Annotated in this window: 17 protein-coding genes; 8 read left to right on the top strand and 9 right to left on the bottom strand. The window is 58.6% G+C overall.

The features are described 5' to 3' along the window. The first annotated feature begins 9 nt into the window (after nt 1-9). Nucleotides 10-699, top strand: a complete 690-nt coding sequence (gene kdpE / locus ACMGG9_RS04730) for a two-component system response regulator KdpE (RefSeq protein WP_016928747.1) — start codon at nt 10-12, stop codon at nt 697-699. A 27-nt stretch (nt 700-726) separates the two neighbouring features. Here kdpE and ACMGG9_RS04725 read toward each other — a convergent pair whose 3' ends face one another. The 4 genes from ACMGG9_RS04725 to seqA form a co-directional block, all read right to left on the bottom strand. Then, nucleotides 727-1026, bottom strand: a complete 300-nt coding sequence (locus tag ACMGG9_RS04725; protein ID WP_033642181.1) for a DUF3861 domain-containing protein — start codon at nt 1024-1026, stop codon at nt 727-729. After that, nucleotides 1026-1664 carry a PadR family transcriptional regulator gene (locus ACMGG9_RS04720; RefSeq protein WP_197849823.1) on the bottom strand — a complete coding sequence of 213 codons (639 nt, stop codon included), beginning with the start codon at nt 1662-1664 and terminating at the stop codon, nt 1026-1028. The genes ACMGG9_RS04725 and ACMGG9_RS04720 overlap by 1 nt, the downstream gene beginning before the upstream one ends. A 191-nt stretch (nt 1665-1855) precedes the next feature. Next, entirely contained in the window at nt 1856-3499 is a 1644-nt protein-coding gene (pgm, locus tag ACMGG9_RS04715; protein ID WP_033638690.1) for a phosphoglucomutase (alpha-D-glucose-1,6-bisphosphate-dependent), read from the bottom strand. Between the two features lie 77 nt (nt 3500-3576). Next, the gene (gene seqA / locus ACMGG9_RS04710; protein WP_047025699.1) at nt 3577-4119 is read right to left on the bottom strand and encodes a replication initiation negative regulator SeqA; all 543 of its coding nucleotides are present in this window, start codon (nt 4117-4119) and stop codon (nt 3577-3579) included. A 224-nt stretch (nt 4120-4343) separates the two neighbouring features. Between seqA and ybfF the strand changes: the two genes are divergently transcribed. The 4 genes from ybfF (at nt 4344) to fur (ending at nt 7241) form a co-directional block, all read left to right on the top strand. Beyond that, the gene (gene ybfF, locus ACMGG9_RS04705; protein WP_080273370.1) at nt 4344-5117 is read left to right on the top strand and encodes an esterase; all 774 of its coding nucleotides are present in this window, start codon (nt 4344-4346) and stop codon (nt 5115-5117) included. A 256-nt stretch (nt 5118-5373) separates the two neighbouring features. Beyond that, nucleotides 5374-5661: a LexA regulated protein gene (gene ybfE / locus ACMGG9_RS04700; protein ID WP_004939936.1), complete on the top strand. Its 288-nt coding sequence runs from the start codon at nt 5374-5376 to the stop codon at nt 5659-5661. 264 nt (nt 5662-5925) lie between these two features. Then, nucleotides 5926-6465 carry a flavodoxin FldA gene (fldA, locus tag ACMGG9_RS04695; RefSeq protein ID WP_004939938.1) on the top strand — a complete coding sequence of 180 codons (540 nt, stop codon included), beginning with the start codon at nt 5926-5928 and terminating at the stop codon, nt 6463-6465. Nucleotides 6466-6794: 329 nt separating this feature from the next. Then, nucleotides 6795-7241, top strand: coding sequence for a ferric iron uptake transcriptional regulator (gene fur, locus ACMGG9_RS04690; protein ID WP_019454058.1), 447 nt, complete (start codon nt 6795-6797; stop codon nt 7239-7241). 249 nt (nt 7242-7490) lie between these two features. Here fur and ACMGG9_RS04685 read toward each other — a convergent pair whose 3' ends face one another. The 5 genes from ACMGG9_RS04685 to nagE all read right to left on the bottom strand — a co-directional run bounded on the left by ACMGG9_RS04685 (nt 7491) and on the right by nagE (nt 16456). Then, nucleotides 7491-10148, bottom strand: a complete 2658-nt coding sequence (locus ACMGG9_RS04685) for a beta-N-acetylhexosaminidase (RefSeq protein WP_047572350.1) — start codon at nt 10146-10148, stop codon at nt 7491-7493. A 13-nt stretch (nt 10149-10161) separates the two neighbouring features. Then, entirely contained in the window at nt 10162-10488 is a 327-nt protein-coding gene (gene chiQ, locus ACMGG9_RS04680; RefSeq protein WP_164057452.1) for a ChiQ/YbfN family lipoprotein, read from the bottom strand. A 45-nt stretch (nt 10489-10533) separates the two neighbouring features. Continuing rightward, on the bottom strand, nt 10534-11937 hold the full coding sequence (gene chiP, locus ACMGG9_RS04675; RefSeq protein WP_033642176.1) for a chitoporin ChiP: 1404 nt from the start codon (nt 11935-11937) through the stop codon (nt 10534-10536). 577 nt (nt 11938-12514) lie between these two features. Then, on the bottom strand, nt 12515-14179 hold the full coding sequence (gene glnS / locus ACMGG9_RS04670) for a glutamine--tRNA ligase (RefSeq protein WP_033642175.1): 1665 nt from the start codon (nt 14177-14179) through the stop codon (nt 12515-12517). Between the two features lie 240 nt (nt 14180-14419). After that, nucleotides 14420-16456 (bottom strand): N-acetylglucosamine-specific PTS transporter subunit IIBC, encoded by a 2037-nt coding sequence (gene nagE, locus ACMGG9_RS04665; protein ID WP_164057453.1) that lies wholly within the window; start codon nt 16454-16456, stop codon nt 14420-14422. Between the two features lie 334 nt (nt 16457-16790). On the opposite strand from nagE, the gene nagB reads away from it, so the two are divergent. The 3 genes from nagB to nagC are packed head-to-tail and all read left to right on the top strand — an operon-like array spanning nt 16791 to nt 19997. Then, nucleotides 16791-17591 (top strand): glucosamine-6-phosphate deaminase, encoded by an 801-nt coding sequence (gene nagB / locus ACMGG9_RS04660; protein ID WP_004939952.1) that lies wholly within the window; start codon nt 16791-16793, stop codon nt 17589-17591. An 18-nt stretch (nt 17592-17609) separates the two neighbouring features. Beyond that, entirely contained in the window at nt 17610-18749 is a 1140-nt protein-coding gene (gene nagA / locus ACMGG9_RS04655; protein ID WP_033642173.1) for an N-acetylglucosamine-6-phosphate deacetylase, read from the top strand. A 27-nt stretch (nt 18750-18776) separates the two neighbouring features. Beyond that, a complete protein-coding gene (gene nagC, locus ACMGG9_RS04650) occupies nt 18777-19997 on the top strand; it encodes a DNA-binding transcriptional regulator NagC (RefSeq protein WP_019454064.1) in 1221 nt (406 codons plus the stop codon). The last annotated feature ends 55 nt before the right edge of the window (nt 19998-20052 follow it).

Raw genomic sequence — 20052 nt, 5'->3', positions numbered from 1 at the left:
AGGGGAAACGTGAGCATAACGCCAACCAACATTCTGATTGTTGAAGATGAAAAAGAGATCCGCCGCTTCGTGCGCACCGCGCTGGAGAGCGAAGGCCTGCGAGTGTTTGAAAGTGAAACGCTGCAGCGGGGGCTGATTGAGGCCGGCACGCGCAAACCGGATCTGATCATCCTGGATTTGGGGTTGCCGGATGGCGACGGGCTGAGCTACATCCGCGATCTGCGGCAGTGGAGCGCCATTCCGGTGATCGTGCTGTCGGCGCGCAACGCCGAAGAGGACAAGATCGCCGCGCTGGACGCCGGCGCCGACGACTACCTCAGCAAGCCGTTCGGCATCGGTGAGTTGCTGGCGCGGGTGCGGGTCGCGCTGCGCCGCCACTCAGCTAACCAACAGGAAAGCCCGCTGGTGAGCTTTTCGGCGATTACCGTCGATCTGGTGAATCGCCGGGTGCTGCGCAACGACGAAGATCTGCATCTGACGCCGATCGAGTTTCGCCTGTTGGCGGAGCTGCTGGCCAACGCCGGCAAGGTGATCACCCAACGCCAGCTGTTGAGCCACGTCTGGGGGCCGAACTACGTGGAGCACAGCCACTATCTGCGCATCTACATGGGCCATTTGCGGCAGAAGCTCGAAGCCGATCCGGCCCGGCCCAAACACCTGCTGACCGAAACCGGCGTCGGCTATCGCTTCATGCCTTAACCCCGGAGGGCGCGGTTTGCCGCGCCTTTACGCCGCCGGGCCCTTCTTCAATCCGACCATAAATTCCTTAAACGCCTCGCGCAGCGGAGCGAACACCGGGTGTTTGCGGTTTTCGATCATCACTTCGGAGAACAGCTTCAACCCCACGGCGAAGGCCGCGCTCTGCTCGGGGCCGAAGTTCAGATCGTCACGCGCCCGAATGCGCTCGACGATCTCGAGAATATCGTCGTGGTTGCTCACTTCAAAACTCAGCGGCGCTTTCTCGACGGGATTGCCCTGGCGATCGCTCAGGGCTTCAACGGTAATGTTAAAACGGTGGCCGGGCATCAGTTCTTCTCCTGTTGCGAAGGTTGAATCTGCATTTCGCTTTCGATCGCCGCCACGGCGGTCAGCAACGCGGCGTTGATGCGCTCCACCTGCTGCGGCGTAAGATCGGCGCGCATCACGTTGCCGCGCAGCAGGCTGCGCAGACGGTTCATGGCGTCGTAGATGCCTTCCGCCAGGTTGCCGTGCCGATGACGCTCGCGGCCGGCGCCCGCCAGACGCGCCAGAATGACCTCAACCACCTGTTGATGCTTTTGCAGCTCGCCCTCGCCCGCCGCGGTGATGCGGTAGCTTTTGCGGCCGTTGCCGGTGGTGAGCGGTTCGAGGAAATCCTGCTCTTCCAGCAGCGTCAGCGTGGGGTAAATCACCCCCGGGCTCGGCACGTACAGGCCGGATGACGCTTCCTCGATCGCCTTGATCAATTCGTACCCGTGGCTGGACTTGCGCGCCACCAGCGCCAGCAGCACCAGGCGCAGATCGCCGTGTTCGAACAGACGATGACGCCCGCCCCGGCCGCCGCGCCCACCCCGGCCGTGCTCTTCGCCTTCGCCGCCGAAGTGATGGCGCCCGCCGCGATGACGACGACCCTCTTCGCATTCATGGTGATGATGATGCCGGTGTAAGCCTAATCGATGAAACATAAGGTGAGACCTCGCTTTAGTAGGGAACATCAATACGAGGTTGTTTAGATATATCTAAACAGCATCGATAGCGCTAATCTAGATCGATATATCTAAATGCGCAAGCGCGTGCCGTGAAAAAGATATATCTAAATAGCGCCCATAAAAAAAGCGCTGTAAAAACAGCGCTTTTTATCAATCAAGAAAAGTGATTACTTGGCGGAAGCCAGCACTTCGCTGACGATCTCGACCGCTTCGTGCTCAATCTTCTCGCGGTGCTCCGCCCCGAGGAAGCTCTCGCAGTAGATCTTGTAAGCCTCTTCGGTGCCGGAAGGACGAGCCGCGAACCAACCGTTGTCGGTCATCACTTTCAGGCCGCCGATCGACGCGCCGTTGCCCGGCGCTGCGGTCAGACGTGCGGTGATCGGGTCCCCGCCCAGCGTACTGGCCTTGACCATCTCCGGCGACAGCTTGGACAGCGCCGCTTTCTGTGCATGGGTTGCCGGCGCCTGGATGCGGTTGTAGCTTGGCGCGCCGAAGCGCTTGGCCAGATCGTCATAGTGATGCTGCGGGTTCTCACCGGTTACCGCGGTGATTTCAGCCGCCAGCAGGCACATGATGATGCCGTCTTTGTCGGTCGACCACGGCTGGCCGTTGAAGCGCAGGAACGAAGCCCCGGCGCTCTCTTCGCCGCCAAAGCCCAGGCTGCCGTCGAACAGACCGTCCACGAACCACTTGAAGCCGACCGGCACTTCCACCAGCTTGCGGCCCAGATCGGCCACCACGCGATCGATCATCGCGCTGGACACCAGCGTTTTACCTACCGCAACATCGGCGCCCCACTGCGGGCGATGCTGGAACAGGTAGTTGATGGCTACCGCCAGATAGTGGTTCGGGTTCATCAGCCCCTTCGGCGTGACGATGCCGTGGCGGTCGTAATCCGGATCGTTGGCGAACGCCAAATCGAATTTGTCGCGCAGCGCCAGCAGGCCGGCCATCGCCGACTCCGACGAGCAGTCCATGCGGATGATGCCGTCGTGATCCAGGTGCATAAAGCGGAACGTCTGATCGATGGAATCGTTCACCAGCGTCAAATCCAGCTTGTAGTGTTCCGCCACCCGCTGCCAATAGGCGATGCCGGAACCGCCGAGCGGATCCACGCCCAGCTTCAGGCCGGCGCGTTGGATGGCCGGCATGTCGACCACCTCCACCAGCCCTTCGACGTAAGGCTGCACCAGATCTTTGGCGTGCAGGTGGCCACTGTTCCAGGCCTTGTCCAGCGACTGACGCTGCACGCCTTTCAGCTGCTGCGCCAGCAGTTCGTTGGCGCGCTTTTCGATCACCGACGTCAGGTTGGTGTCAGCCGGGCCGCCGTTCGGCGGATTGTATTTGATGCCGCCGTCTTCCGGCGGATTGTGGGACGGCGTAATGACGATGCCGTCGGCCTGCGCGCCGCCGCGGCGGTTGTGGCACAAAATGGCGTGCGATACCGCCGGCGTTGGCGTGAAGCCGTTGTTTTCCTGCACGATCACATCAACGCCGTTGGCGGTCAGCACTTCCAGCACGGAAATAAAGGCCGGCTCGGACAGCGCATGGGTGTCTTTGCCCACGTAGCACGGGCCGGTGGTGCCCTGCTGATGACGAACTTCGGCGATCGCCTGAGCGATGGCGAGGATGTGCGCTTCGTTGAAGCTGTGGCGCTGCGCGCTGCCGCGGTGGCCGGAGGTGCCAAACTTCACCGCATGTGCGGCATTGCCGGCTTCCGGTTGCAGCACATAGTACTGCGACGTCAGCTGGGCTACGTTGATCAGATCGCTTTGACGGGCGGGCTGCCCGGCACGTGGATTATTCGCCATCGACATATCTCCCTCATCCCTGTCGGTGACCGGGCAAATACGTCGCGCACGGCCATCATGACGGGCTGTTCGCTAAATTAGACGGTACCGCAAACTTTCTCGATCAGTTCCGCCGGGAACTGCATCGCCTGCATGATGTGTTCGATCATGCTGCGTTTGCGGCCGGTATTGGTATTGGTGATCACCCAGTAAGGGGTGCCCGGCACATGCTTCGGCTTGGTATGCGTGCCGTTGGCCAGCAGGGTCTGCTGATCGCCGGCGAAATAGGTGCGGGTACGGCCGGTCAACGCCTCGGTGGCGGCGGCAAAACCGGCGGCATCGAGGGTATACAGCGTGGACAGCACCAGCATGAAACGGTTGACCGCTTTGTTCTGCTCGGCGTATTCATCCGACAGCAGCAGTTCACGCACGGCGCGTACGCGATCGCGCGGGCGCTGAACCGGCGCCGCTTTTTCCGGTTCGACGGACGGCGACGCACTGGCGGCAGGCAACGCGCGCATCGGCTGACCGGCGGTGAATTTCAACATGCGGCGTAAAATATCGGACGCGCTTTCACCGATGTGTTGCGTGTGGCTGGCAATATAACGGTAAAGCTCTTCGTCGACTTCAATAGTTTTCATCTTTATCCAATACTGTTTTTTCTACTTAGAACCTGAAGCCAGATCCTGCATTCAAGCCATGGGATTATAAGGTTAAAAGCGCTGGGGCGAACACAACAATGTGCCTCCGGACGGCAAATGCAGACTAATACCTATAGCCGGCACTGCCAAGCCCGCGCCGCGAAAATTCCGCATGATTCATCGTGCGATTCAATCATGATACCCTAATCTGAATCTCTCTCAGTATGAACTTCGCCATGAAATTACATTATCAACTGCTGGCCGCCGAGTCAGACGCGCTGCCGGTGCTGCTGATCCACGGGCTGTTCGGCAATCTGGACAACCTGGGCGTGCTGGCGCGCGATCTGCATCAGCGTCACAGCGTAATTAAGGTCGATCTGCGCAACCACGGCCTCTCCCCGCGCGCCGACGAGATGAACTACCCCGCGATGGCGCAGGATCTGCTGGAGCTGCTCGACGAACTGCGGCTTGAGAAAGCGATCGTCATCGGCCATTCGATGGGCGGCAAAGCGGCGATGGCGCTGACCGCCATCGCGCCCGAGCGCGTCGCCAAGCTGATCGTCATCGACGTCGCGCCGGTGAATTACCAGACCCGACGTCACGACGAGATTTTCGCCGCCCTGAAGGCCGTCAGCGCCGCCGGCATCACCCAGCGCCAGGCCGCCGCCCAGCTGATGCGTGATTACCTGCAGGAAGAAGGCGTCATCCAGTTCCTGCTGAAATCCTTCCATAACGGCGAATGGCGCTTCAACCTGCCGGTGCTGATTGAACGCTATGATGACATCACCGGCTGGCAGGACGTGCCGGCCTGGCCGCACCCGACCCTGTTCATTCGCGGCGGCCTGTCGCCGTACGTGCAGGACAGCTACCGTGCGGACATCGCCCGCCAGTTCCCGCAGGCCCGCGCGCACGTCGTTGCCGGCACCGGCCATTGGGTGCACGCCGAAAAACCGGAGGCGGTGCTGCGCGCCATCCACCGTTTCCTCGACGAAGCCTGAAAAATACGCTCACCTGGTGAAAAAACGCGCTAAAGATAACGGCTTAGCGCGTTTAGCCCGCAGTTAGGCATTGTCGCCGCTCCATCTGCTGGGGTAATATGGCGCGCTATAATTTTGCCGCCGCGCCAGCGCGTTCGCGAACGCCGGGTCGGGGGTGAATTTGGGTTAGGGTTTATTGGCCCGAAGTGTGTTAACCGATGCCTCCGGAAGCGTGCGAGCGCTTTTTGATGCAAACTCCCTTGCAGTACCGCTACCTATGGCAAAAGAACAAACGGATCGCACGACGCTGGATCTGTTCGCAGATGAACGCCGTCCGGGGCGCCCAAAAACCAACCCGCTTTCCCGCGATGAACAGCTTAGAATCAATAAGCGCAATCAGTTACGGCGCGATAAAGTGCGTGGATTGCGGCGCGTAGAGCTGAAAATCAACGCGGATGCGGTGGACGCCCTGAACAAACTGGCGGAACAGCGCAACATCAGCCGCAGCGAGCTCATCGAGCAGATGCTGTTGGCGCAACTGGCGGAAGAACAGCCGGAACATTGATCTCTTCGGCCGCACGCGCGGCGCGGCGTTAAGGACAACGCCGGATCGGCACGCTTTTCTTCATCTCCGGCATCGCATAAATGCGATAAAACCCCGGCGCCACTTTCTGGCATGATACGCATTTACCGGTAAGAGACTGCGCCTGTCGGCGCCCCGCCCCCCGCGGCGAACGGCTCTTGCCATGGCATCATTTTAATCGGCGTCAGCGGCGGCAGTGCTGGCATCGAGTAATGCAATTACTTGAATTTAAAGGTTATACGCGATATGGCTACTGTAGGCATTTTCTTTGGCAGCGACACTGGCAATACCGAAAACATTGCCAAAATGATCCAGAAAATTCTCCAGAAACAGTTTGGCGACGACGTCTCTGAAGTGCATGACATCGCTAAAAGCAGCAAAGAAGACCTGGAAGGGTTCGATATCCTGCTGCTGGGCATCCCGACCTGGTACTACGGTGAAGCGCAGTGTGACTGGGACGATTTCTTCCCGACGCTGGAAGAAGTCGATTTCAACGGCAAACTGGTGGCGCTGTTCGGTTGCGGCGACCAGGAAGACTACGCGGAATATTTCTGTGACGCGATGGGCACCATCCGCGACATCATCGAACCGCGCGGCGCGGCCATCGTGGGCCACTGGCCGACCAAAGGCTACCACTTCGAAGCTTCCAAAGGCCTGGCCGACGACAACCACTTCATCGGTCTGGCGATCGACGAAGACCGTCAGCCGGAGCTGACCAACGAGCGTGTCGACGCCTGGGTCAAACAGATCGTCGAAGAGCTGAGCCTGGCCGATATCGTCGGCTAAACGCCGGGACTGGCGAAAGGTTGAACAAAGGCCCTGTAAAGTGCATAGTGTGCCGACAGGGCCGTCATCGGCAACAGGGATTGCTGCGATAGAAGCTACAGATTTGTAACTTCCCACCCCGTCACGGTAGACTGAGATATCGGTTTATCCCATCCATCAAGGCGTTGCATGCAAAACATGCAATAGTGCAATTATATCTTTGTTAACAACCGGCGGTTTCCATTTAGTACAACCGGTTCTATAATGAGACGCATTAACTCTTTGTGCCGACCGATGCCACAGGCGAGTACGCCTCAACTTGATTAGCATAGTAACAGGACTGAATTCGCATGACCGACAACAACATCGCATTGAAGAAGGCCGGCTTAAAAGTCACGCTTCCGCGACTCAAAATCCTGGAAGTACTGCAAAATCCGGAATGCCATCACGTCAGTGCGGAAGATTTGTACAAAAAACTGATTGATATGGGCGAAGAGATCGGGCTGGCGACGGTTTATCGCGTACTGAACCAGTTTGACGATGCGGGCATTGTGACACGTCACAATTTCGAAGGCGGCAAGTCCGTGTTCGAGCTGACCCAACAGCATCACCACGATCACCTGATTTGCCTGGATTGCGGCAAAGTGATCGAATTCAGCGACGAATCCATCGAAGTGCGCCAGCGTGACATCGCCAAGCAGCACGGCATCAAGCTCACCAACCACAGTCTGTACCTGTACGGCCACTGTGAAACCGGTGACTGTCGCGAAGACGAAACGCTGCACGACAAGAAATAAGCCCTGACCGGCTAAGAAAAACCGCCTCACCTTGAGGCGGTTTTTTTATGCCCGCCGTACAACGGGAAAAAAAATCCCCGGACCAGCCGGGGAAAATCATGTCATGAAATACCACAATTGCAGCGGCACAGCGACTCCACGCACTACTCTCACTACAACGTCCGCCCCGCGCCGACACGCGCGGGCGAACGCATTCCCCCTTCGTTATGATGCGGCCCGCCGCCAAAACTGCGAGCCGCACCGCCCTTCTTAGACCTTTTCGGCACGGCTGTAGCGTTTGCCGTCCGGGCTGACCGAGCGCACCTGTACTTCGCCGGAGACCGCAGGTTTAGCCTTGGCATCATAGCGCTGCCACTGCTTACCGCCGTCGGTGGAGTACTCGATGCCCAACCCCGGCAGCGCGATATTCGCCTCCAGCTTGCCGCCCGCCACGCGAGCGCCCGGCACCGGCAGACGATAAGCCACGCCGCCTTTGTCCAGCTTGGCCAGTTCACGCTGGCCCAGAATATTGGCGAAGCGCAGCCAATCTTTCTCCAGCGTCTTGGTATCGACAAAGTGGGTTTCCCCGCCTTTGTATTCGCGGCCAGCGCGATAGTCCTGCTCCCAACCGGCGCGATGCCAGGCGCGCTCCGCCACCGACAGCGCGCGTGGGAAGATCATGTATTCCATCTGCGGGTCGGTGCGCTGGGTTTCGCTCCACAGCTGAGCGGAAAGTCCATATGCCCCCGGCCACGGCTTGTCGCTCTTGGCGTTGAAGTGGTTGCCGTCTCGGTCAACCGAGGTTTCCGCGTTCTGTGGCATGTTGTCCGGCGCGAAGCTGAACACCTTGCGCTCGTCGCTGAAGCGGGTGCCCCAGTAGTAACCGCGCTCGTCCGGGTTCACCTCGTAAGGGAAGTCCATATAGACGTAGTCCGGGTTGGAGACCACCACTTCATACCCTTTGTTGGCCCAATCGTTGACGCTGTCGAAACCGCCCCAGTACAGGGTGTCCCAGAAGTTGACCCCCACGCGCGAGGTGGCGAACGCCTTCGAACTCTCGGCGTCCTTCAGGCCGTCTTGCCAGGCCTGCATTCTGTCGATGCCGTGCGCCTTCACCAGCTTGCTGACCTCTTGGCCGAAGTAGCTCGGCAGGTGCTCCATGTCGGCCACTTTGCCCTCTTTGATCATCACCTGGCACACCTGAGACTTGGCCCACGGCTTGTCTTCATTGCTCTGGTCAATGATGCCTTTACCCGGTTCCGGTTTCGCCTTGTCGGTGTAGCCGGCGCCCAGGCGGATGTTTTTCGCTTCGTCGCCGCCAAAGTGCCAGGTCTTAATCGGCTGGCCGGCTTCTTTATGCATCTGGGCAATCTCGCCAATCACCTTGTCGACAAAGCGCTGGGAGGAATCCAGGCACGGGTTCAGGTAACTCTGACGGTTAAAGAACTGCACCGAGGTGGTATTGGAGGTATCGGTCGGATCCACCAGGCGGAACTCGTTGGCCTCCTGCTCTTTGCCGGCGGCATGCAGTTTCTTGTAGCGCGCTTCCATCGAGACCACCGCCGCGCGGGCGTGCGCCGGCATGTCAATCTCCGGGATCACCTCAATCTGGCGCGCCTGGGCGTATTTGATGATGTCGATGTAGTCCTGACGAGTGAAGAAACCGCCGTAGACATCCGGCCCCTGGCCGTACTGCGGCAGCAGGCAGGTGGTTTCGCTCAGATCGTGGCAGCGCTGGCCGCCGACTTCCGTCAACTCAGGCAAGCCGGGAATTTCGATACGCCAACCTTCGTCATCGCTCAGGTGGAAGTGGAATTTGTTGAGCTTGTAAGCCGCCATCTGATCCAGCAGGCGCAGCACCGCATCCTTCTTATGGAAGTTGCGCGCCACGTCGAGGAAAATGCCGCGATACTGGAAGCGCGGCGCATCGCTGGCGTCGAGCGTGGCGATCTTGCCGCTGCCGTCGGTCGGCACTAACGACAGGATAGACTGCAACCCGTAGAACACCCCGGCCTGATCGAAGCCGATCACCCGCGCCTCTTTCTTGCCGATCTTCAGCTCATAAGCGCCCGGCACCGCCATCGCGCCTTTAAACTTGCCCGGCTGGATGTCGGTCTTGATCGGGTAACCGTTGGCCTGAACCGGCACGCCCAGCAGCGCGAAACGCTGGTTGACGACATCCGCCGCCGGCTTGACCAACGTGCTCAGATCCGGCGATACCCCTTTGCGCAGATCGGCGTCCTGCGCGTGCACTTTCACCTGCATCGGCGTCGGCACGATCTGGCCGCGCAGCGCGCCGGCGGGCAGCGTCTGCAGATCGGCGTTGCTGACAAAACGCGAAGCCGGCGTCATCAAAATATTTTTGTCGTCCTTGGTGCGCTTCCACTGATCGCCGGTAAACGGCGCCACAAACTGATCCAGATTTTCGGTGTCGGTATTCGCCAGCATTTTCGGCTTGGCGTCGCCGGACGTGGCATACCAGCGGGGCAGGAAGTCGTTTCTGAACAGCTGCCAGTATTCGGCGACCACCGGGATTTCCACCGCCTTACCGGCCGGGAAACCGCTGAATTTGGCGGTCGGCTCCAGCTTGTACAGATCGCCGGTGAGGTGAGCGATCTTGAACTGATCGTTGTCTACCCGCAGAGTCTGGCGCGGGCTGTGGAAATAAATGATCCAGTCTTTGCCGTCGATCGCCTGCCCGTCGTTGCTCAGGGTGAACAACACCCGGTTGCATGAGGCCCAGTCTGCGCCCAGCGCCGCGCAATCCACGCCGTTTTCCCCGGCGCGGTTATCCAGCATTTTCACGTTCAGCTTCAGTTGGCTCAGCTGATCCACCAGCTGTTGATCGGCCATGGCGCTCCCCATGCCGCCCAGGAATCCCATCGTTGCCGTCAAGGCGGCCAGTGCGCTCAGTTTGAATGCGTTCATCTTCTCGTCCTTCTTAATTATTGTTATCGCGAATTTCTTGCCACAGCTTGCCGCACTTGGCGTCGTAAGCCTGACCGTTACCGCTGTGAACCGCCATAATGCAGTTCTGATAATCCATCACCCGTACCGTTTCCTGCGCGGCGAACTGCTGGTGCTGTTTCTCTTGTTTCAGCACGTTCAGCACCGCCTTGCACGGCTGCAGACGCTCCGGCGAGCCTTCCGCGGTATTGATGCAGGCGCTGTAAGCCTGTTTCAACTTGGCGTCTTCCGACGGCGCGGCGGGTTGCGCACAGGCGCTCAGCGCCGCAGCGGCCGCCAACATCAGCATGATTTTTTTCATCGTTGAATTCCCTTAACTGCCCCGGCGGCAAGGCCGGGGAACGCATCAGAAGATGGTGAATGGCGCGATGACCATGAACTTGACGTCTTTCTCGTCCTGGAAGATGTTGCCGTAACCGCCGCCCCAGCTCGGAATGTTGGTGTGGTTGTCATACTGGGTGTAATGCAGCTTGAGCAGCGTGCCCTTGGCTCGCCCTTCCTGGATGGTGTACATCGCGTCCAGACTCCAGGCGCTCTCTTTCAGGCGCTGGCTCTGATCGTAGATCGGGTTGGTGCTCGGCTTGGCGTCCCAGGCGTAAACGTAAGAGCCGCCGACCGCCATGCCCGGCAGGTTCCAGTTGCTGAGGTCATACATCACGCCGGCATACACCGCTTTCTCGCCGTTGGCGTTAAAGTCGGAGCGGTTATCCCACCACACGTCCAGGCGACCGTTTGACGAGGCGTAGGTCGGGGTCATACGTTGCAGGAAGAAGCCCTGATTGCCTTCCGCCTTGACCATGGTGCCTTCCAGACGCCAGTTGAACTGGCCGGTGGTGTAACCGAAGGTCAACGCCTGCAGCCAGGCCAGGCCGTCATAAATGCTGTTCGGATCGTTCTTGTTGCTGATGCGGTCTTCCGCGCCATAGAACTGGTAACTGGTGGTCAGCGGGTTGCCCAGCAGATCGAATTTGTAAGACGCCTTGGTGAAGTACTGATTCACGTACCCCTGGGCCTGGCCGTAAGCGGCTTCCAGCACCAGATCGTTTTTGAAATCGTACTTGGCGCCCAGCGAGTGCAGGTAGGAGACACGGGTTTTCTTATCGTTCTGGCGGAAGTCGTCCATCTCGATATGCCACGGCGCTTTGTATTTGTCGGCCCACATGTAGGAGAAGCTCAACGCGCCGGCATCGCCGTAGTCGAACTTGGCGCCGGCTTCAGCCCCCTGATAAGTGCCCGGCATGAAGCTCCAGTGCGGCGCCAGCAGGGTTTGGCCGCTCGGCTGAATATAGCCGGCGCGCGCCCAGACCGGGCCGTATTTGAATTTGGCGGCGGCTTTGTACAGGCTGATACCGCCCTTATCACCGGAGTAGTCTTCGTCGTAGGTACGGTTCTTCGAGGAGAACGCGATTTCGTTCGGGTGACCGCTGGCGCTGGATTCAGCCAGTTCGATGGCGGTAAAAGTGCCGACATCCAGACCGAACATGTCCCAGGCGTAGCCCGACGCGAAATCCAGGCTCAGGTTGGCGGTAGAGTGGGACAGGTTGGTGGTGTATTGATTGTAATCCTTGCTGTCCGGATTGAGATCTTTACGGTCACGCTCACGTTGCCAGTAATAAATGCCGCCGGTCAGCGTGGAATCCTCGATAAACCCTGCGGCTTTCGCCTCAGGCGCCATGGCAAACCCTGTTCCCAACAGCGCGCCCGCGACTGCGAGCGCCAGCGTTTTACGCTGAGCACCGTGCGTACCCATATTGAAATTCCTCTTTGACTTAACTTAAAAGTTGCAGCCGCCTGTGTTCACCACTGCCCTGCACGACTGCCAATAAAAAACCCGAACGGGTAAAAAATATTGCCGACGAGATGTTATTCCCACAGCACTAATTGCTACAGACAGACTATTTTTCGCGACGCGAATTATCAAATGAAAAATGCGGAAGATTTGTCAAAGTATGACAAGGAGCACATATCGGTGATAATTTGTTACGCTGGCATTCATGGAAGGTGTCGAATAAAAAATTCAATTAAATCAGAATAAATACGGATACCAGGTCAACCAGAGACGATTAATGGTTTCAGCCTGACTAAATCCGTCAGTCAGGAGATAAAATTTGAGAGCGCTCTCTAAATGAAATTAATTCGCATCACGAATATATAAGTAAAGATTAAGACTACTAAGCCCAATATAAGAAAACTTATTGATTAACGCACCGCAGTTAATTAAACGCAGCCCGGAAAAACGTGGCGAGAATAGATGATTTACTCAATAGCAGGCATAAAAAAGCGCGGCCTGAGCCGCGCTGATACATTAATTTTCGAGGCGATTAAGATTAGCCTTCGATTTTTGCCCAGGTGTCACGCAGACCGACGGTGCGGTTAAACACCAGGTGCTCAGCCGAAGAGTAATGGCTGTCGGCGCAGAAGTAGCCTTCACGCTCGAACTGATAGGCTTTCTCCGGCTGTGCAGCCGCCAGACTCGGCTCAACGAAACCGTGCTTGATCACCAGCGATTCCGGGTTAATGGTGGAGAGGAAGTCCTCCGCCGCGCCCGGGTTAGGCACGCTGAACAGGCGATCGTACAGGCGAATTTCCGCCGGCAGCGCGTGCGCCGCAGACACCCAGTGGATCACGCCCTTCACCTTGCGGCCGTCGGCAGGATCTTTGCTCAGCGTTTCCGCATCGTAGCTGCAGAAGATGGTGGTGATCTCGCCGGCTTCATCTTTCTCGACGCGCTCGGCCTTGATCACGTACGCGTTGCGCAGACGCACTTCCTTACCCAACACCAGACGCTTGTACTGCTTGTTGGCTTCTTCGCGGAAGTCGGCGCGATCGATATAGATCTCACGGCTGAACGGCACATCGCGGTTGCCCATTTCCGGCTTGTTCGGGTGGTTAGGCATGCTGACCATTTCCACCGCATCGCCCATGTTCTCGATGACGATTTTCACCGGATCCAGCACCGCCATGGCGCGCGGCGCGTTCTCGTTCAGATCGTCGCGGATGCAGGATTCCAGCGCCACCATTTCGACGTTGTTGTCTTGCTTGGTTACGCCGATGCGCAGGCAGAACTCGCGGATCGAGGCGGCAGTATAACCGCGGCGGCGCAGACCGGAGACGGTCGGCATGCGCGGATCATCCCAACCTTCGACGATCTTCTCGGCCACCAGCTGATGCAGCTTGCGCTTCGACATGATGGCGTATTCGAGGTTGAGACGCGAAAACTCGTACTGGCGCGGGTGGCAAGGAATGGTGATGTTATCCAGCACCCAATCATACAAACGGCGGTTATCCTGGAATTCCAGGGTGCACAGCGAATGGGTGATCCCTTCCAGCGCATCGGAAATGCAGTGGGTGAAATCGTACATCGGGTAGATGCACCATTTATTGCCGGTCTGGTGGTGTTCGGCGAACTTGATGCGGTACAGCACCGGATCGCGCATCACGATAAACGGCGAAGCCATATCGATCTTGGCGCGCAGGCAGGCGGCGCCTTCGGCGAATTCGCCGTTGCGCATCTTCTCGAACAGCGCCAGGTTCTCTTCCACGCTGCGACCGCGGTACGGGCTGTCTTTGCCCGGCGCAGTCAGGGTGCCGCGGTATTCACGAATCTGCTCCGGCGACAGTTCGTCGACGTAGGCCAGCCCTTTGCTGATAAGCTCCACCGCATACTGGTGCAGCTGATCGAAATAGTCTGAGGAGTAACGAACGTTGCCGCTCCACTCAAAGCCCAGCCACTCCACGTCGTGCTTGATAGACTCGACGAACTCGATGTCTTCTTTCACCGGGTTGGTGTCGTCGAAACGCAGGTTGCACTGGCCCTGATAGTCCTTGGCGATGCCGAAGTTCAGGCAGATGGACTTGGCGTGGCCGATATGCAGATAGCCGTTAGGCTCCGGCGGGAAACGGGTATGTACCGACGTGTGTTTCCCCGACGCCAGATCTTCATCGACGATCTGACGGATAAAATTGGTTGGGCGGGCTTCAGCCTCACTCATTTCACTGTTCCTCAATGCAAAGCGCTACACATAACCGCCTATGATCCAACAAGCCACGTCTGGAAACAACCGTTTGTTTCATGAAAAATGCGGCGCGTTGCACCATCGGCGCGCGGCGCACCGCCGTGGGGCGAAACGGGATAAAAAAAGCGGGAAGAGATCGCTCTCTTCCCGCCAAGTCGGGGCAAACTCCGCCATGATGCGTGCTCGGCCCCAGGCACTACTCAGGTAAAAACAGCCTTATTTCTGGATCTCATACAGCTTGGTCTGACCGGCGACCACAGAGCCGCTGGCCAGCGCCGCCAGGCCGGCGTACTCGTCAGAGTTGCTGACTACCACCGGGCTTATCATCGAACGCGCATTGGCATTCAGGTAATCCAGATCCAGTTCCAGAATCGGTTGACCGGCTTTCACTTCCGCGCCCTCTTCCACCAGGCGTTTGAAGCCCTGGCCTTCCAGCGCGACGGTGTCGATCCCCATGTGCACCACGATCTCGGCGCCCTTGTCGGTTTCCAGGCAGAATGCGTGGTTGGTATTGAAGATTTTCACCACGGTGCCGTCAGCCGGCGCCACCACGATCTTGTCGGTCGGGCGAATCGCCAGGCCATCGCCTACCGCCTTGCTGGCGAAAGCTTCGTCCGGCACCTGTTCGAGCGCCACCACTTCGCCGGTCACCGGCGCCAGCAGCGTTTCAAACGCGGCTTTCGGCGCGTTCGGCACCGCCTGCGGTTTGGCTTCCGCGGCAGGCGCCGCCGCCGGGGCCGCCGCTGCCGCTACCGGGCCGGCCGCAATCACGTTGCGCATTGCGCTGGCGATAAGTTCGGCACGGGTGCCGACGATCACTTGCACGCTCTGCTTGTTCAGGCGGATAACGCCCGACGCGCCGAGGCGTTTCGCCAATGCGTCGTTCACCAGCGCGGAGTCTTTCACGTTCAAACGCAGGCGGGTGATGCAGGCGTCGATGCCGGTCAGGTTGTCGGAACCGCCGATCGCGCCGACGTAACGACGAGCCAGGGTGGTGGTTTCGCTCTCGTCTTTACCGGCGTTGCTGTCGACGTTGACGTCGTAGCCGTCGGTTTCGTCACCGGCAACCGCCAGCTCGCGGCCCGGGGTCATCAGGTTGAATTTTTTGATGGTGAAGCGGAACACCACGTAGTAGATGACGAAGAACACCAGGCCTTGCGGGATCAGCATGTACCAGTGGGTCGCCAGCGGGTTGCGAGACGACAGCACCATATCCACCAGGCCGGCGCTGAAGCCGAAACCGGCGATCCAATGCATGCTGGCGGCGATGAACACCGAGATACCGGTCAGCACGGCGTGGATCACGTACAGCACCGGCGCCACGAACATGAAGGAGAATTCCAGCGGTTCGGTAATACCGGTAAAGAAGGCGGCGAAAGCGGCCGCCAGCATGATGCCCGCCACTTTGGCTTTGTTCTCAGGACGCGCGCAGTGGTAAATGGCCAGCGCCGCCCCCGGCAGACCGAACATCATGATCGGGAAGAAGCCCGCCTGATAACGGCCGGTGATGCCGACAACCGCTTTACCGGCTTCGATCGACTGCTGGCCGCCAAGGAAATTCGGAATATCGTTGATGCCGGCCACGTCGAACCAGAACACCGAGTTCAGCGCGTGGTGCAGGCCGACCGGGATCAGCAGGCGGTTGAAGAAGGCGTAAATGCCCGCGCCGACCGAGCCCATTTTCTGAATGTGTTCACCGAAGTTCACCAGACCGTTGAAGATCACCGGCCAAATGTACATCAGGATGAAAGCCACCAGGATCATCAGGAAGGAAATGAGGATCGGCACCAAACGGCGGCCGCTGAAGAACGACAGCGCCTTGGGCAGCTCGACGCCGCTGAAGCGGTTGTACACTTCGGCGGAGATGATGCCCACCAGAATACCGACGAACTGGTTCTGGATCTTGCCGAACGCGGCGGGCACCTGATCGAGCGGGATCTTCTGAATCATCGACACGGCGGCCGGCGAACAGAGAGTGGTCAGCACCAGGAAGCCGACGAAGCCGGTCAACGCGGCGGCGCCGTCCTTGTCTTTGGACATGCCGTAGGCCACGCCGATAGCGAACAGCACCGACATGTTGTCGATGATAGCGGAGCCGGATTTAATGAAGAAAGCGGCGAGCGCGTTGTCGCCGCCCCAACCAACAGGGTCAATCCAGTACCCGACGCCCATCAAGATGGCGGCGGCGGGCAGCGTGGCGACCGGCACCATCAGCGCCCGTCCCACCTTTTGCAAATAACTAAGAATGTTCACCTTTTCCCCCTATGTTGTCCGCGGACGGACCCTATTAGTAGTTTATTTGGAGCTCTCACTACCTTTTTAGAAACAGCGCTTGGCACGTATCACTCATGCCGAGTGTAAAAAATTTATTTTGTATCGCAAATTAAAACCTCCCTTTTTGTGATAAATATCACCAAAAAGTAGTCTTTACCTCCCAGATTGCTGGCCATCACACAAAACTTATTTTATCATTCAAAAAATCAACCGGACGGACGATTCACGCGAGAATCATAAAGCTGGGTTACGCTTACGACTCCCGCAGGCCCGTACAGTATAGCTTTAGTTTACTTATCCCAAGAGGTGTTAGATGAGACTTATCCCACTGAAAGATACCGCACAAGTCGGCAAATGGGCCGCGCGTCATATCGTTCAACGCATCAACGCATTCAAGCCAACCGCAGAGCGCCCGTTTGTTCTCGGCCTGCCCACCGGCGGCACGCCGCTGGAAGCCTACAAACATCTGATTGCGATGCACAAAGCAGGTGAAGTAAGCTTTAAGCATGTTGTGACTTTCAACATGGACGAGTACGTTGGCCTGCCGCAGGAACACCCGGAAAGCTATCACACCTTCATGTACCGCAACTTCTTTGATCACGTTGATATCCCTCGCGAAAATATCAACCTGCTGAACGGCAACGCCGCGGATGTCGACGCCGAGTGCCGCCAGTACGAAGAGAAGATCAAGTCTTACGGCAAAATTAACCTGTTCATGGGCGGCGTGGGCATCGACGGCCATATCGCGTTCAACGAGCCGGCTTCGTCCCTGGCTTCGCGCACCCGCATCAAAACGCTGACCGAAGACACCCGCATCGCCAACTCGCGCTTCTTCGGCGGCGACGTCAGCCTGGTGCCGAAATATGCGCTGACCGTCGGCGTGGGCACGCTGCTGGACGCGGAAGAAGTAATGATCCTGGTCACCGGCCACGCCAAGGCGCAGGCGCTGGAAGCCGCAGTGGAAGGCAATATCAACCACATGTGGACCATCAGCTGTCTGCAGCTGCACGCCAAAGCGGTAGTGGTGTGCGACGAACCGGCCACCATGGAGCTGAAAGTCAAAACCGTCAAATATTTCCGCGAGTTAGAAGCGGAAAGCGTTAAAAGTCTTTAATCTTTGCAGGGGGCTACGATGTTCGCTTTAACCCACGGCCGAATCTATACCGGCCACGACGTACTTGATGACCATGCAGTCATTATCGCTGATGGGCTGATCGAGAAAGTCTGCCCGGCGGCTGAATTGCCCGCCGGCATCGAAACGCGCGACCTGGGTGGCGCCATCCTGGCCCCCGGGCTTATCGACGTGCAGCTGAACGGCTGCGGCGGCGTACAGTTCAACGATTCGCTGGAAGCGATCTCGGAAGAAACGCTGGAGATCATGCAGCGCGCCAACGAGAAATCCGGCTGCACCAGCTATCTGCCGACGCTGATCACCAGCAGCGACGAATTCATGAAGCACAGCGTCGACGTGATGCGCGCTTATCTGAAAAAGCACCAAAACCAGGCATTGGGCCTGCACCTGGAAGGGCCATACCTCAGCCCGGTGAAAAAAGGCACCCACAATCCGGCGTTCATTCGCAAGCCGACCCAGGAAATGATCGATTACCTGTGCGCCAACGCCGACGTGATCACCAAGGTGACGCTGGCGCCGGAAATGGTTGAACCGCACTTTATCAAGCAGCTGACCGAGGCCGGCATCGTAGTCTCCGCCGGCCACTCGAACGCCACCTACGATCAGGCTCGCACCGGTTTCGCCGCCGGCATCAGCTTCGCCACCCACCTGTACAACGCCATGCCTTATATCACCGGCCGCGAACCGGGGCTGATGGGGGCGATCTTCGATACGCCGGAGGTCTATACCGGCATCATCGCCGACGGCCATCACGTGGCCTGGGCGAGTATCCGTAACGCCAAACGCCTGAAAGGTGATAAATTGGTCTTGGTCACCGATGCCACCGCACCGGCGGGTGCAGATATTGACCAATTTATTTTCGCCGGTAAAACAATATACTATCGGGATGGGCTGTGCGTGGATGAGAACGGCACCCTGAGCGGTTCCGCGCTGACCATGATCGAAGCGGTGCGAAACAGCGTCGAGCATATCGGTATCGCGCTGGACGAAGCGCTGCGCATGGCGACGCTGTATCCGGCGCGCGCCATCGGCGTCGATCACCGTCTGGGCACCCTCGAAGCCGGCAAGGTGGCTAACCTGACCGCCTTCACCCGTGATTTCAAGATCACCAAAACGCTCGTTAACGGTAACGAGGTTTAATTCAATGAACAGCGAGTAAAATTATTGATGAGCACTGGCGGACAAGCACAAATAGGGAACGTTGACTTAGTCAAACAACTTAACGGCGCGGCAGTTTACCGCCTGATCGACCAGCAGGGCCCGATCTCGCGCATTCAGATTGCCGAACTCAGCCAGCTCGCCCCCGCCAGCGTCACCAAAATTACTCGCCAGCTGCTGGAGCGCGGGCTGATCAAAGAAGTCGATCAGCAGGCCTCCACCGGCGGCCGCCGCGCGATCTCCATCGTGTCGGAAACCCGTCATTTCCATACCGTCGCGGTGCGTCTCGGCCGCCACGACGCCACCATAACCCTGTATGACATGAGCGGCAAGTCGCTCAGCGAAGAACACTATCCGCTGCCGGAACGCACTCAAGAAACGCTGGAGAATGCGCTGTTCGCCGCCATCGCCCAATTCATCGACGCTAACCAGCGCCGCCTGCGCGAGCTGATCGCCATCGCGGTGATCCTGCCCGGCCTGGTGGATCCGGCGCTGGGCGTGGTGCGCTACATGCCGCACATCAGCGTCAGCAATTGGGCGCTGGTGGACAACCTGCAGCAGCGCTTTAACGTCACCAGCTTCGTCGGCCACGACATCCGCAGCCTGGCGCTGGCGGAGCACTACTTCGGCGCCACCCGCGACTGCGAAGACTCGATTCTGGTGCGCCTGCACCGCGGCACCGGCGCCGGCATCATCGTCAACGGGCAGATTTTTCTCGGCAACAACGGCAACGTCGGCGAGATCGGCCATATCCAGATCGATCCGCTGGGTGAACGCTGCCACTGCGGCAACTTCGGCTGCCTGGAAACCGTGGCCGCCAACGCCGCGATCGAACAGCGCGTGCGCCAGCTGCTGAGCCAGGGCTATCCGAGCAAACTGACGCTGGAAGACTGCGGCATCAACGCCATCTGCAAGGCCGCCAACCGCGGCGATCTGCTGGCCAGCGAAGTGATCGAACACGTAGGCCGCTATCTGGGCAAAGCGGTGGCCATCGCCATCAACCTGTTCAATCCGCAGAAGGTGGTGATCGCCGGTGAGATCACCGAAGCGGACAAGGTGCTGCTGCCGGCGATCCAGAGCTGCATCAATACCCAGGTGCTGAAGGACTTCCGCAAAAATCTGCCGGTGGTGACCTCCGAACTCAATCATCGCTCGGCGATCGGCGCTTTCGCCCTGGCCAAACGCGCGATGCTCAACGGCGTGCTCTTGCAGCGATTGCTGGAAAGCTGATCCGCCGCTTCTGGCAGGCGTGTTATCTTCACCCTTCGCCTGCCGTAATCATGAG

This window comes from Serratia sp. BNK-10 (assembly GCF_047456065.1).
Taxonomy (GTDB): Bacteria; Pseudomonadota; Gammaproteobacteria; order Enterobacterales; family Enterobacteriaceae; genus Serratia; species Serratia ureilytica.
This window is presented reverse-complemented; position numbering and strand designations above follow the sequence as displayed.